The 14,751-nt window shown below is 66.0% G+C and carries 8 protein-coding genes; 3 read left to right on the top strand and 5 right to left on the bottom strand.

Annotated elements, in window-relative coordinates; translation table 11 throughout:
* Positions 1 to 66: 66 nt before the first annotated feature.
* Both recF and gyrB read left to right on the top strand, forming a co-directional pair.
* Positions 67 to 1,317 carry a DNA replication/repair protein RecF gene (recF, locus tag N826_RS25495; RefSeq protein WP_084721183.1) on the top strand — a complete coding sequence of 417 codons (1,251 nt, stop codon included), beginning with the start codon at positions 67 to 69 and terminating at the stop codon, positions 1,315 to 1,317.
* A 79-nt stretch (positions 1,318 to 1,396) separates the two neighbouring features.
* Entirely contained in the window at positions 1,397 to 3,883 is a 2,487-nt protein-coding gene (gene gyrB / locus N826_RS25490; RefSeq protein ID WP_044433365.1) for a DNA topoisomerase (ATP-hydrolyzing) subunit B, read from the top strand.
* Positions 3,884 to 4,058: 175 nt separating this feature from the next.
* On the opposite strand, the gene bcsN is transcribed toward gyrB, so the two are convergent.
* From bcsN to bcsA, 5 genes are read right to left on the bottom strand one after another with little or no spacing between them, the layout of a single operon-like run.
* Positions 4,059 to 5,033, bottom strand: a complete 975-nt coding sequence (bcsN, locus tag N826_RS25485; protein WP_044433364.1) for a cellulose biosynthesis protein BcsN — start codon at positions 5,031 to 5,033, stop codon at positions 4,059 to 4,061.
* The gene (locus tag N826_RS25480; protein WP_147040408.1) at positions 5,034 to 6,848 is read right to left on the bottom strand and encodes a hypothetical protein; all 1,815 of its coding nucleotides are present in this window, start codon (positions 6,846 to 6,848) and stop codon (positions 5,034 to 5,036) included.
* The gene (locus N826_RS25475; protein ID WP_052832039.1) at positions 6,845 to 7,945 is read right to left on the bottom strand and encodes a family 8 glycosyl hydrolase; all 1,101 of its coding nucleotides are present in this window, start codon (positions 7,943 to 7,945) and stop codon (positions 6,845 to 6,847) included. The genes N826_RS25480 and N826_RS25475 overlap by 4 nt, the downstream gene beginning before the upstream one ends.
* Positions 7,938 to 10,409, bottom strand: a complete 2,472-nt coding sequence (locus tag N826_RS25470) for a cellulose biosynthesis cyclic di-GMP-binding regulatory protein BcsB (RefSeq protein ID WP_044433360.1) — start codon at positions 10,407 to 10,409, stop codon at positions 7,938 to 7,940. The genes N826_RS25475 and N826_RS25470 overlap by 8 nt, the downstream gene beginning before the upstream one ends.
* A complete protein-coding gene (gene bcsA, locus N826_RS25465; RefSeq protein ID WP_084721182.1) occupies positions 10,406 to 12,610 on the bottom strand; it encodes a UDP-forming cellulose synthase catalytic subunit in 2,205 nt (734 codons plus the stop codon). Before bcsA ends, N826_RS25470 begins: the two co-directional genes overlap by 4 nt.
* A 455-nt stretch (positions 12,611 to 13,065) precedes the next feature.
* Here bcsA and N826_RS25460 point away from each other — a divergent pair, with 455 nt between their 5' ends.
* A complete protein-coding gene (locus tag N826_RS25460) occupies positions 13,066 to 14,478 on the top strand; it encodes an MFS transporter (RefSeq protein WP_044433359.1) in 1,413 nt (470 codons plus the stop codon).
* Positions 14,479 to 14,751 lie beyond the last annotated feature (273 nt).

Raw genomic sequence — 14,751 nt, 5'->3', positions numbered from 1 at the left:
GCCGGACGCGTGGCCCCTCCGGTATGGCTCCTGACGGGCCGTATCGCGGGTAAGGCTGGAGTTTTGATGCCGTTGCGCGATGCGCCCACTTCAAATGCCCGGACTGCGAATACCCGGACAGAAGACGATATCCGGCCGGATAAGGGACCAGCGGCGAAGCTGGCGGTAACGCGTCTCACCCTGACGCGCTTCCGCTGCTACGAGGGCGCGCGGCTGAATGCCGATACGCGGCCCGTCGTGCTGACCGGCCCCAACGGCGCCGGCAAGACCAACCTGCTTGAAGCCGTCAGCTTTCTGTCGCCGGGACGCGGCCTGCGCCGCGCCAAGCTGGCCGATGTCGAGCGGATCGGCGGTTCCGATGGAGCGGTAGAGGGCCGGAGGGCCGGTTGGGCGGTCGCCGCCTGTGTCGAAACCCCGTTCGGCCCGGTCGATATCGGCACCGGACGCGACGTGACGGCGGAAGGCCCTTCGGAGCGTCGTCTGGTCCGGATCGACGGCCATCCCGTCCGGGGCCAGATTGCTCTGGCCGAACATGTCGCCCTGACGTGGCTGACACCTCAGATGGACCGGCTGTTCATCGAAGGGTCGGGCGGGCGCCGCCGGTTCCTCGACCGTCTGGTGTTCGGCTTCGACCCGGCCCATGCCGGGCGTCTCAGCCGCTACGAACACGCGCTCCGCGAACGCGGGCGCCTGCTGCGCGACGGGCGGGGCGACGATGCCTGGCTGTCGGCGCTGGAAGACGAGATGGCCACGTCGGGCGTCGCCGTGGCCGCCGCGCGCCGCGACATGGTGACCCGCCTTCAGAATGCCTGCGAGCAGGCGGTAGGGCCGTTCCCACGCGCCGATCTGGCGGTCACCGGCACGGTGGAAGACTGGCTGGACGAACAGCCGGCGCTGGCGGCGGAGGACGATCTGCGCCGCCGTCTGGCCGACTCGCGCCGGTTCGACGGTTCGGGTTCCGGGTCCGGCGAGGGCGGCGGCACCGTCGGTCCCCACCGCAGCGACCTGTCGGTCCGCCACCGGACCAAGAACATGCCGGCGGAGGTCTGCTCGACCGGCGAACAGAAAGCCCTGCTGATCGCCATCATCCTGGCCAATGCCCGCCTGATGGCGGCCGAGCGTGGCCAGCCGCCCCTGATCTTGCTGGACGAGGTGGCGGCCCATCTGGATGCCGAGCGGCGCACGGCGCTGTTCGGCGAAATCCTTGAACTGGGCGCCCAGGCGTGGCTGACCGGCACCGATTCAGCCGTCTTCGCCGAACTGGGCGATGCGGCCAGTTTCTTCCGTGTGGAGGACGCCCATGTCACCCCGGTCTGATACCGCGCGCGACACGAATAAGCCCGCCGTGAGGATTAATCCTCCGGCACGTAACCCGAAACTCTGATAGTATCGACCGATGGCACAGGAAGCTTTCAAGACCCCCGATTCCGCACCCGAAGAGTACGGCGCCCACAGCATCAAGGTGTTGAAGGGCCTGGATGCGGTGCGCAAGCGGCCTGGCATGTATATCGGCGACACCGATGACGGCTCGGGCCTGCACCACATGGTCTACGAGGTGGTGGACAACGCCATCGACGAGTCGCTGGCGGGCTACTGCGACAAGGTCGAGGTCGTGCTGAACGCCGACGGCTCGGTGACGGTGCGCGACAACGGCCGCGGCATCCCCGTGGACATGCATATCGAGGAAGGCGTTTCGGCGGCCGAGGTCATCATGACCCAGCTCCACGCCGGCGGCAAATTCGACCAGAACTCCTACAAGGTGTCCGGCGGCCTCCACGGCGTCGGCGTGTCCGTCGTCAATGCCTTGTCGGAACACCTGTTCCTGCGCGTCTGGCGCGGCGGCCGGATCTGGGAGATGGAATTCGCCCACGGCGACCGCGTCTATGCCCTCAAGGAAGTGGGCGAGGCCCCCGTCGTCAATGGCAAGGTGCTGAGCGGCACCGAAGTCACCTTCCTGCCCTCCAAGGCGACCTTCACCAAGGTCGATTTCGACATCGGCACGCTTGAACACCGCCTGCGCGAACTGGCCTTCTTGAACTCCGGCGTCTATCTCCAGCTCGTCGACTCCCGTGGCGTCGAGCCGAAGGTGGTCGACCTGCACTACGAAGGCGGCCTGGAAGCCTTCGTCCAGTATCTCGACCGCTCCAAAACAGCCCTGCACAAGCCGGCGATTTCGCTGTCGGCGGTGCGGCCGAGCGAGCTTGGCGGCGAGATCACGGTGGAAGCGGCGTTGCAGTGGAACGACAGCTATCACGAGACGATGCTGTGCTTCACCAACAACATCCCCCAGCGCGACGGCGGCACCCACTTGGCCGGCTTCCGTGGCGCCCTGACCCGGACGCTGAACAACTACGCCAACGTGTCGGGCATCGCCAAGAAGGAGAAGGTCACCCTGACCGGCGACGACATGCGAGAGGGTCTTACCTGCGTGCTGTCGGTCAAGGTGCCGGACCCCAAGTTCTCCAGCCAGACCAAGGACAAGCTGGTCTCGTCCGAAGTGCGTCCGGTCGTGGAGAACGCGATCGGCGAGGCGCTCGCCACATGGCTTGAGGAACACCCGCAGGAAGCCAAGCGCATCACCGGCAAGGTGGTGGAAGCGGCCGCCGCGCGCGAAGCCGCGCGCAAGGCGCGCGAGCTGACCCGGCGCAAGGGCGCCCTGGACATCACGTCGCTGCCGGGCAAACTGGCCGACTGTCAGGAACGCGACCCGGCGCTGTCCGAACTGTTCATCGTCGAGGGTGACTCGGCGGGCGGCTCCGCCAAGCAGGGACGGTCGCGCCAATATCAGGCCATCCTGCCGCTGCGCGGCAAGATCCTCAACGTCGAGCGGGCACGCTTCGACAAGATGCTCGGCTCCGCCGAGATCGGCACGCTGATCGCGGCGCTCGGCACCGGCATCGGCCGCGAAGAGTTCGACGTCGCCAAGACGCGCTACCACAAGATCATCATCATGACGGACGCCGATGTGGACGGTTCCCACATCCGGACGCTGCTGCTGACCTTCTTCTACCGCCAGATGCCGCAGGTGATCGAGAACGGCTATCTCTACATCGCCCAGCCGCCGCTGTACCGGATCAAGCGCGGCAACGCGCGCGAGCGGTACCTGAAAGACGACAAGGCGCTCGAGGACTACCTGACCGACGAGGGCATCGACGATGTCTCCTTCAGCCCGTCGTCCGACGGCGTGCTGGTGATCGGCGACCAGCTCAAGGCACTGGTCGGGCAGGCCCGCGTTGCGCGCGGCCCCATGGAAACCCTGACCCGCAAGGCCGGCAGCCTGCGCGTGGTCGAGCAGTCCGCCATCGCCGGCGCCTTCGACATCGCCTTTCTGAACGACCCGGAACGCGCAAGCGCCAAGGCCGCCGAGATCGCCACCCGCCTCAACACGCTGAGCGACAGCGACGGCATGCTGGGCGGAGGTTGGACCGGCGAAGCAACGACCGACGCCCTTATCATCGCCCGCACCCGCCGGGGCGTGACCCATCGCCACGTGCTGGACCGCGACGTGCTGAAAAGCGTCGAAGCCCGTACGCTCAACAACATGGCCGCATCGCTGAAAGCCAACTACGACGGCATCGGACGCCTGACCCACAAGGACAAGGACCTCCGCCCGATCACCGGTCCGCTGGCCCTGCTCGACGCGATCATGGAACTCGGCCGCCACGGCGTCACGATCCAGCGCTACAAGGGCCTGGGCGAGATGAACCCGGAACAGCTCTGGGAAACCACGCTCGACCCGACCAAGCGCTCGCTCCTGCAAGTGAAGGTCAACCACGCCGACGAGGCGGAGGAAGTGTTCAGCACGCTCATGGGCGATGTCGTTGAGCCGAGACGGGAGTTCATCCAGGACAACGCGCTGAAGGTGGCGAACCTCGACGTTTGATAGTTGTGGGACTTTCGGCGGCCACTGGTCGAGTACGCCGATTAAGGAACAGGAAACTGTCGGATAGCTGGCAGATACCGGCTATCCACTATCCGATTTCAGCGCGCGTCGTCGAATACTGGACGGGGTCAGCGTCCCCAAAGGGCCACCGACTCCGTCCACAACTCGTTTCCGCCTACCCGATGGACTTCCTATAGTCCTTCAGCGCCTGACGTGACTTCGGTCCCCAGATCCCGTCGATCTGCCCGTCGTAGAGGCCCAGGTCCTTGAGCAGGCGCTGCATGGTCCGGGCATGGGCGGGATTGCTAAAGTCGAGCGTTTGATCGTCGTCCGGCTCGCTCATGACCCTCGTGACCGGCTCGCTGATGGCCCTGGCGACCGGCGCACTCACGGTCCTGGCGGCCGAGGCGCTTCGGCTGGGCAACAGCGAGACCGGCATCCCGGCGTCGATGCGGCCGAGCTGACCGGCTCCCATGTCGGTCTCCGGCATCATGTGCCCGCCGAAGAACAGCGTCGCCCTGTCGAACAGGGCCAGAAGCCGGGCCGGCTTCTCGTCGGGGGCGCAGAAACGGTATTCGGTCCGCAGAAGCGCGAAGTTGGGGGGCAGCATCCGGCTATAGTCGTCGATGACCTGCCATGCCAGGACGCAGGTGACGTAGCCGTCGGTCGCCGTCGCGTAGCTGTAGAGACCGTAGCGGTTCTGGCGAAGGTCGGATTCGATCTTGGTCTTCAGCGTCGGGAACTCCGCCTGGAGGCGGGAGTTCATCAGCTTCTCGTCGTAGCGCGGTGTTGCGAAGGGCTCGCTCAAGGTCGTCAGGCTTGCCAGCATCGATGTCGGACGACGCCGCACCTCCATCCGGATGCCGTTTTCGCCTGGCAGGACGGTCGGATTCTCCAGCGTGATTTCATAGGTTTCCGTCAATCTGCCGAACGTCTGGCGGCGGGCGGACAGGATGACGGCCGAAGCATCGCGCGCGAAGACGACCGGCGCCTGTTCGGGAGAGATCCGCTGCCAGGCCTGCGTGGTGGGGACCATCGCTTCGGGATCGTACCAGCGCGTGCAGCCGGCGGTCGATGAGAGCAGGCCCAGGAGCATCGCCGCCTTGACGGCCCAGAGCTTGCGGAAGGGGGCGGGACAGGAGCCGGTCATTTAGTCTAAACCCCCTCTGGAGATACGCATTCCCTCTCGCGACTCCGGTGTGCTGAGCAGTTTGTCGAGCCGCTCGAAGACTTCGAGCGCTTCGCCGGTCCTGTTGACGTGGTAGAGGCTGTAACCGCGCAGTATCTCCAGGTCCCGCCTGGGCGGCAGGTATTGGTTGCGGGCGTCGATCAGCCGCAACGCTTCCCAGTGATGTTCCGCCTGATATTCGCGGACGGCCTGTTGCGACAGGGCGTCGGCGTGAAGCTCTGCGACCTTGGCGCGGCTCAGGTTGCTAGTCGCCAGCTCGCGCATCGCTTCTTCCACCATGCCGCTTTGCAGGCGCGACTGGATGATGCCGAGCTGGGCGCTCTCCAGTTCCTTTTCCCCGGTGGCCGTCGTCGGGACGGCCAGCGCCCTGGCTTCCTCGAAAGCCAGTTGAGCTTCGGTCTCCCGCTTGAGCGACAGCAGGCACCAGCCGCGCATCTGCGCCATTGCGCTTGTCCATCCCGGACGGCCCCTGACGGGATTGAGGTGGGCGAGGCAGTCGGAGGAGGCGCCGCGAGCCTGCGCCGCGACGGCGGCGTCCATTGCCCTCGGCATCTCCGGGGCATTGATCGTCGCCGGATCGGGCGGTGTAAGTGCCCGGGCACTTTGTACCGTTGCGCTTTGCACCGTCGTCCGCGACTTCACGGCGGTTTGCCGGGTCTTCGAGGCCGAAGGCTTGGAGACGGCAAGAGCCTTCTTGATCTTATCCGACGTCGCCAGCCAGGGCTTGGCGACTTCCTCGGCCCGCTGCCGGTCCTTCAATGCCAGATACGTATAGACCAGACCCTCGGCGGAGTTCTCGTCCGGGTTCAGGGCATTGGCATAGATGAACCACTTCTCGGCGTCCCGGTGATTGTTTTCGTTGTGGTAGAACCAGCCGAGCGTCAGGGCGCCGTCGCTGTCCTTCGATGCCCTGGTTTCCTCTTCGAACGCCTTGACCCGCTCGGGGCTTAGCTTCGCCCCCTTCGACTCCGCGAGCCGGCGGGAGAAGCTGCCCCGTTCCAGTCTTGCCCGGACCTGATCGAGGGCGGTCTTGCCCGACGGCGAGGAGCGCGCGGACTCCAGCCGGAAAAGCTCGTCGACCTGGGCGTCGTCCACATAGGCGGACGCTTTCAGGATCGTGTCCTGCCGCTCCTTCTCGTTGGCGCAGGTCTCGATGATCGTGCGGTAGAGCTTGAAGGTGTCGGCGCCGTGACCCAGCTCGCCCTGCGCCTGGGCGACCTGCCACATGATGTCGATGTTGCCGCAGGACATCAGGTCGCCATTGCGCCCGGCAAGCTCGACGATCCGGGACCAATTCTTCGAAGCCCCGGCAAGCTGGAGGTCTTTCCGGGCTTCCTGGACGGCCAGATGCTTTTCCAGTTCGGGCGGCGTGCTCCAGGTCGGGTTCCTGCGCTTGATCTCCGCCAGTCCGGCGCGGGCACCGGCAATGTCGCCCCTGGCGGCAAGTTCCCAGATCGGCGCCTCGTCCACGCCGGCACTAGCCGGCTTGGGGTTCATCAGGTCCTTGGGAGGCTGCCAGTTGGGATCGAGCGCCTGCAACCGCCTGATCTCCGCTTCGACGCGGTCGAGATCCCGTTTGGACGCGTAGAAGCGCAGGGCCGTTTCATCCGGACCGCTCCCGGACCCCTGGGGCTGGTCGAGCGTCACGGTCGGAGCGGCGAGCGGCGAGACGTGACTATCGGACTTCTGGGCATGTGCCGCTTCCGGCGCCAGCAATGCTACCGAAGCGCCGAGAGAGACCGTCAGACAAATCAAAGCACCTTTGACCATGGTCACAGTCCATTTTCCTGTGCGGCAACTTTCGAAAGCAGCCGCAGCGATGCCGAATAATAATCTTCAGACGAATTGTTTTCGGTTGGAGGTGCCCGGTAGGCGGACTTCATGGCGCGGGAGACGAGGCCGTAGACCGCCATCGCTCCGGGGGAAGCCCCCATCGCCGACGGCTCTCCCGTGGTGAGGTCGACGGTCGCCGCCAGGCCGGGGCGTTCCTTCTGTGCCTGGACCAGCGACACGTAGGGATCCAGATACCAAGGGTCCTTGTAGCCGGCCCAGGTCAGGTAGAGCGGCACCCGGATCGCATCGAAGCCGAATCTCGGCGGAAAGCCTTCGGCCATGCCGACCTTCATGCCGGGATCGACGAGGACCCAGTCCGCCGGAAGCTGCCACCGGCTGAACCGGCTATGGGCGAGCAGGGCGAGGCCGCCGGAGACCAGATCGCTCCAGTCCCGGTGCTGTTCCCAGTCCTGGAACGCCAGCAGGGCGGGGAAGACCCAGTAGGACAGGTTGGCGACCAGGCCGTTCGGCCGCTCGAAGCCGACATGGCCGGGCAGCAGGATGCTGTGATCCTCGACCCGCCGGATCATGTTGCTGCGGACCGCCGTGGCCATGGCGGTCGCCGCGGTCAGGAAGGACCGGTCGTTCCAGCGCTTGCCGGCCCGCAGTAGAGCCCAGGCGATCAGGATGTCGCCGTCCGTGGCGTTGTTCTGGTCGGTGACCTTGCCGACAGCCTTGTCGGTCCCCTCCGGCACCCATTTCCAGGCGACCAGACCGTCTTGCCTGACCATCAGGTTGGCATGGGTCCACTGCCAGATTCGGTTGAAGTCGGCTCTGGCGCCGGCCGCCGCGGCGAGCAGCATGCCATATCCCTGTCCCTCGGAATGGGAGATCCCGCCATTCCCGGTATCGACGACGCGGCCTTCGAGCGTCACGAAGGTCTGGCGGAACCACTGCCAGTCCTCCGGCGGCAGGGGGAAAGGTCCGGCCGGGTTGCCGCCGCCCGCGTGAGCCACTTGGGAAAAAGGCAGGTTCGCCATGGTCGCCGCGGCCCCCGCGCTGAGCACGCCTGCCTTCAGGAATGCGCGGCGGTCAATCATGGTTGTCGCCCCGGCCGAGACCCAGGAAGGAGCGCGTCACCAGCCCGAACGATGCAACCAGCAGAAGCAGGCCGGCGGTCCAGTACCAGACATATTCCGACATCAGGTTGCCGGCGATCAGCCGGAGGTTCGCCAATCTCAGGTCGCTGTCGAACCGGTGATAGGTGGAAGACGGCTCGATGCTTCTGGTGCCTGCCGGGTCCGCTCCCCAGACGGTTGCCGATCCCGCCAGCCGGTCCCAGTACGGACGCCGGACGAGCCGTTCGACCCCGGCCGCAAGCTGCTCGTCGTTGGCGGCGGTCAGGATCGTCCAGGTCCGGGATGGCGTTACCGGCGATTCCACCTGCATGAGCAGTCCGGTCGGGATCGAAAGCTCGCTGGCGAACAGGTCCGTTTCCTCCCGCCGCGCCTGGCCGAACACCGCTGGGAAATGCTGGCGCACCGATGCCACGACATCCTCCGCCGCGGCGGATACGGTGTTGATGACGCTCTGGTCCTCTCCCGACTTGATGATCTTGTGCCAGCGATCGCGGGCCTCGCTGTCGGCCGCCATGGTATCGGGGCCGGGGCGGCTGACGCTGCGCAGTGCCTCGATCTGCGCCAGCACCTCGTCGGCTTCGCCTTGCTCCGGCTGCTCTTCGGCGGGGACGAACGACGGATCGGTGCCGATGCCCCAGGCGGCGGTCAGGTCGGATTGCCGGACCGGAAGGTCCAGCCCGGCCAGACGCGACAGCGACCGGTGGTTGCCGATGATCAGGGCGTCTCCGGCCGGTACGGTGGAGCCGTGGAACGAGAAGCGGGGATGGACCGGCGTCCCCGCCGCCTGGGCCATCCGGGCCGCAAGCGCCCAGGCGGCCGCTACCTCCTCGTTGGACTTGCTCATGAGGACGAGGTCGAACCCATCGGCCGTCCCGTCCGTATACGGGCTGCCCGTCCTCGCGAAGGTTCCCAGGTCGGGGAACTGGGCAAGGCGGGCATATTCCGGCAGCATCAGCGTACTGTCGGAGAACAGGCTGAACCGGGGCGCCGTCGATTGTTCCGGCAGGCACGGAGCGCCTTCGGCCGGCGGCAGGTCGCCGGCCAGCAGGATTTCGTTGCGGCCCGGACGGAACAGCGACATTGGCAGGTGAAGGTCCCGGCGCTCGATGAGCTCGCCCATGCGGCTCAGCGGCAAGGCGGCGGCCGGCTGCCCGTTGACGAAGACCGACAGGGCCGATCCGGCTCCGATTCCGGGTGCCGACGCGGCGTTGATCCGGAGGATCGCTTTCCGGCTGTCGAGGTTGAAGAAGTCCCGCGCCAGCGTGACCGACAAGGGCTGCGTGAAGCGGTAGCCGCTGAACTCGCGGGTCTTGTAGCCGAGGTCCGCAAGGGGGACCGGGCGTCCCTTCGGGAAGGTCGCGAGATCCGGCAGCGAAACGACGTCTTCGGCGGCAAGGATCGTGTCGGCCGTCGCCGGCAGCGGCGTGTTGGGATTGGCGAAGGCCCTGGCCGCACTCGTCACCTCGTCCGGTGTCCGGCCGGACACGACCAGAACGACGCCTCCGGAAGTTCCCAGTGGGAACAGGCCGAGATAGGGACCGGCTATCGCGCTCTCGATGCGGCTGCCGACGATGGCGCTCAACTGGTCGGCGGTCCCGATCAGGACGTTGCGGCTGTCGCCCAGGACCCCTTTGTCGAGACCGGGGAAGAGGCTGTCGCCGTCGGGCGCACGCAGCGGAGCGGGCTCCGGTCTGGGAACGATCGTCTGGTCGCCGAGGCGAAGCGCTATGCCCTGGGCCACGTCCGCACCCCAGGCGACATGGTCCGCTCCGGTGTCCGCCCGGGCGCTCAGGATCGTCAGCCCCCGGCCCGACTGGGACGGCATGGCCAGGGACGCCGCCGCGTCGCTGAGGATCGGCAGATCGGACGCCGGCTTGCCCAGGATCTCCACCGAAGAGCGGTCCGGCAGCAGCCGCATCCAGAGTTCGAAGGTGCCGGCTACGCTGCAACTCACGCGGTGGCGCGCGGAGTAGTTGACGGTCAGCTCGTTGAGGCCGGGCTTCAGATATCCCGCCGGCATGCCGATGCTTGCCGAAACGGGCTTCTCGAACCCGGTCAGCGGCAGGTTGCCCAGTTCAAGCCCGTTCAGGGCGATCTTGAACTGGGACAGGCCCGGCAGGATATGGACCGCGTTCTCGTATGCGAGTTTCAGGGTTGCCGGTCTTCCGCGGACGGTGGCCGGCATGTGGAACGGGATCGATAGGGTTTCCTCTTCGCCGGTCACGCCGAACGTCTGGTCGGAAGCCGCCAACAGGGAAAGCGGCGTGACCTCGACCGCCTGCCGGGCAGCGGGCGGCAGGGGGGAGGCGGGCTGCTGGGCATGAGCGGGCAGGGTGGCAACGGGAAGGGCGGCGGTCAGCCAGAGGGCGCTTGTGGCCGCGATACGCGTCGGAAGCCGGCTGTTCCGGGAGGTTGGGGCGGTCATTGGGCGGGCACCGTATCGGAAGTCTTCTTCTGGGAGGCAGTCCGCAGAATGCCGCTTTTGCACATTTTCCAGGCGGCCGGGACGCCGTGGCCCAGCGCTAGGCCGACCAGGAACCAGAAGCTGCGGAAGATGGATCTTTCCGCCGGCACCCGGTTGTGCCAGCGCTTGGCCCAGATACGGCTGTTGCCGTAGACGAGCTGGACGGCGGCCGTCGCCTCGGTCTGGCTGACCGGGTTGAATTCGCATCCGACCGAGAAGACGCCGCCCGAGACCGACATGCGCCGGACCCGCAGGGTGATCTGCCGCTCGGTGCCTTCTTCCTCGCCCGGCGCCAGCAGGGTCACGATCATCGATTCCGACATCTGCGACCGGGCATGCATCGGAAGCTCGATGTTCAGGCCGTTGGCCGAGCCGTTCACGACCTGCGCCGGAAAGTCTCCACCATCCAGTTTCAGGTGCGCCGGGACCTGGAGGTTGATCCGCGGGAACTTGCGGATCTGGCGCTGTTCGTAGACCGCACCCAGTCCGGCCAGGGCCAGCAGAAGGCTGACGCTGTTCCAGAAGGCGACGATGCCGATGATCTCGCGGCTCTCGGGCAATGCCACGAAGCGCCACGCGGCGGCCACCATGCCGGCGGTGAGCAGCAGCACCATCCAGACGAACGGTCCCGCCAGCGGCGAGGCCCGGTCCGACGTCGTCGTCTCGCCCTTGGCCGTCACCTTGAACTGCGGCGCCCGGGGGTTTATGAGCACGGACAGCACCGCCCGCGACAGGTGGAGCGACAGCACGTATTCGTAGAGTTCGGAGATGAACGGCCAGCGTACCTTGCCGTTGAGGATGTTCGGCAGCATGACGCTGGCGACGATGTGGGGCAGGATATAGGCGAAGAATTCCGGTACGTTGGTCCGGACAATCTGCAAGCCGAAGAACAGGTAGCAAAGCGGTCCCAGGACGAAGATCGGGCGGATGAAGACGAAGAACCAGTACAGGCTGTTGCTCAGGTAACAGAGCCGCTGGGCCAGCGACAGACCGCTGCGCCACAGGACGTTCTTCAGCAGGAGGATCTGGATCATGCCCTGCGCCCAGCGCGAGCGCTGTCCGATGAAGCTGACGAAGCTTTCGGGCTGAAGGCCGGCGATCAGCGGCTGATCGAGATAGGCGCTGCGATAGCCCTGGGCATGAAGGTCCATCGCCGTTTCGCAGTCTTCGGTGATGCTGTTGCCGCTGATGCCGCCGACTTCGTCAAGGGCGCTTCGGCGCAACAGGGCCGCCGAACCGCAGAAGAAAGCGGCGTTCCAGCGATCGAGGCCGGGCTGGATGTTCCGATAGAACAGTTCGTTCTCGCTCGGCATCCGCGGGAAGGTCTTCAGATTGTATTCGACCGGATCGGGGTTCAGGAAGAAGTGCGGCGTCTGCACAAGGGCCATGCCGGGGTCCTTGACGAAGAACCCGACGGTCTTTCGAAGGAAATCGGACGATGGCACGTGGTCGGCATCGAGGATCGCGACGAGGTCGCCCTTGATCTTGGCGAAAGAGGCGTTGATGTTGCCCGCCTTGGCGTGCTCGTTCCTGTCCCGCGTCAAGTAGATGGCGCCGGTCGTCCGGCAGAGTTCCTTCAGCTTCTCCGCGCGGCGCCGTGCCGAATCCGCCTTCAGCGCGTCGGCCTGGTTGCACTTCTGCCGGGTGCCGCCGTCGTCCAGCAGGTAAACCTTGAAGCGCGACTTTGGATAGTCGAGCGAGACCGCCGCCGTCAGGGTGATCAGCAGCAGATTAGGCTCTTCGTCGTAGGTCGGGATCAGGACGTCGACCGACGGCAGGTCGGGGTCCGCGTCGTCGATCGGGATCGACTTCCGGTGAAGGGGGTTGCTGATGACGAAGATGCTCAGCAGGAACATCATGAACGAGAAGATCTCGGCGACGTAAAGCACCAGCCCGGGTATGAAATTGAGCAGGTCGTCGGGCGCCGGCAGCGTGCTGGTCGTCCGCCAGATGATGTATCGGATCGTCACGAACGCCGCGAAGGATATCCCGAGGATGCGGCCCGTCCTGTGAGCCTTCAGGGCCGACACGAGGAACAGCGCGCCGACGAACGACCATGCGACAAGCAGCTGCGCTTCCAGGCTGACCGGCAAAGTCGCCGAACAGCCGATCGCCGTGAGCAGCACTACCCAGAGAATGCGTGCAAAAAATCGATAAGCCATGAAAGGTACCGGCGCTTCGCGGACCCCCGATAGGTCACGTCATACCGAGCCGTTATTGCACTGCATGATAAATAATTGCTTAATCTTCAAAGTAACCAAGAGGTAAGTCATGTAGTATATCGTATAAAATACAATATAATATAAAGACTGGGCCGATGAATGGGGTAGCGTTTACTTCAATAAGATATAGTTCGCCTATCGATGGTAATAGGCTCAGAACGCGACCATGACCGAATCGCTATGTTCGTTGCGTGACTATCGTCGATCCGTCGCTGGCGTCATTGCATCGGGCTATTGCTACTGGCAGGGTATGCTACGGGATCGGCCATATCGGAGGCTGGCGCGACCCTGTAGTCTCGAGCGGATCGACGTCCTGGCCTGCGTCCTGACCAAGGTCCGATATGCCCATCGGACTGTTCGTTTCTCGTATTCGTCAAAAGCTCCGGGGGTCCGCCATGCTCTCGCCTCTATCCGACCGCAGGTACCGCCATCTGTTCGCGGCGCAGGTCATCGCCCTTGTCGGGACCGGCCTTCTGACGGTCGCCCTCGGTCTGCTGGCCTATGATCTGGCCGGTGCGAAGGCAGGGGCCGTTCTCGGAACGGCGCTGGCGATCAAGATGGTGGCCTATGTCGGCGTGGCCCCCGTCGTCGGAGCGTTCGCGGACAAATTGCCCAGGCGCACCTTCCTCGTTGCCATGGACCTCGTGCGCGCCGTCATCGCCCTGTCGCTGCCGTTCGTCACCGAGATCTGGCAGGTCTACGTCCTGATCTTCGCCCTCCAGTCCGCCTCCGCCGCGTTCACGCCGACGTTCCAGGCGACCATTCCCGACATCCTGCCGGACGAGGCGGAGTACACCAGGGCGCTGTCGCTGGCGCGGCTTGCCTACGATCTGGAAAGCCTGGCCAGCCCGGCGCTGGCGGCGGCCCTGCTGGCCGTCATCGGCTACCATGACCTGTTCGCCGGAACGGTGGTGGGGTTCCTCGGTTCCGCCCTGCTGGTCGGTTCCGTGGCGCTGCCCGCTCCGGCACTGCCGGCGGAGCGTGAGGGCGGGGTCTACCACAGGATCACGAAAGGCTCGCGGATCTACCTGAAGACGCCGCGCCTTCAAGGGCTGCTAGCGCTCAACGGCGCGGTCGCCGCGGCCGGCGCGATGGTCATCGTCAATACGGTCGTGATCGTCCGGGCCGTGCTGGGCGGAACGGACGCCGACGTCGCGGTCGTGCTGGCGTCTTATGGGGCGGGCTCGATGGCGGTCGCGTTCCTGCTGCCGCGCCTGCTGGAGCGGGTGTCCGACCGGGCCGTCATGCTGGCGGGCGCCTGGGTACTGGCGGCGGGGACGCTCGTGATGGCGGTGATCCTGTCCAGCGGCGTGCTGCCGGCGCGCGTGACGGCGGGGCTGCCGCTCCTTCTGCCGGTCTGGGCGGCGCTGGGGGCCGCCAATTCGGCCGTGCTGACGCCCAGCGGCAGGCTGCTTCGGCGATCCGCCCATGCGGAGGACCGGCCAGCCCTGTTCGCGGCGCAGTTCGCCCTCAGCCATGCCTGCTGGCTGGCGGCCTATCCGCTGGCCGGCTGGATCGGGGCGATGGCCGGCGTGGGGACGGCGTTCACGGTGATGGGCGTCATGGCCGTCGCCGCGACGGCGCTTGCGGTGCGGCTCTGGCCCGCCGGCGATACGGAAGAGGTCGAGCACGTCCACTCGGCCTTGGGCCACGAACATCCCCATGTCCATGACGAGCACCACCAGCACGCCCATGAGGGCTGGGAAGGGCCGGAACCGCACGCCCATCCTCACCGGCACGCGCCGATCCGCCACAAGCACGCGCTGGTGATCGACCGGCATCATGTGGAATGGCCGCGGCACGGCTGATCAGCCATGCTTGAAGCCGGGTTGCTCCCGGCGCCCGAGTCCTGTTATACGGGTGCCTGTAATATGGACGTATGTAACGATCTTTGAGCCTGGGAGGACTGCATGACATCAGGGCGCCTGCTTTTCAGTCCCGGCTCGGTCGTGTGGCTGGGCTCCACCGTCTGGTAGGTCGCGCGATCGAGTGATCCGCGTCATATCTCCCCGGCATCGTCCGGGGCATCGTCACCCCCGTAATCGGATACCGCGCGCCGTCCCACAGGGACCGGTCCGGCG

Source organism: Skermanella aerolata KACC 11604 (genome assembly GCF_000936425.1).
Classification (GTDB): Bacteria; Pseudomonadota; Alphaproteobacteria; order Azospirillales; family Azospirillaceae; genus Skermanella; species Skermanella aerolata.
The sequence above is the reverse complement of the archived record's forward strand: the minus strand, read 5'-3'. Positions and strand labels throughout refer to the sequence as shown.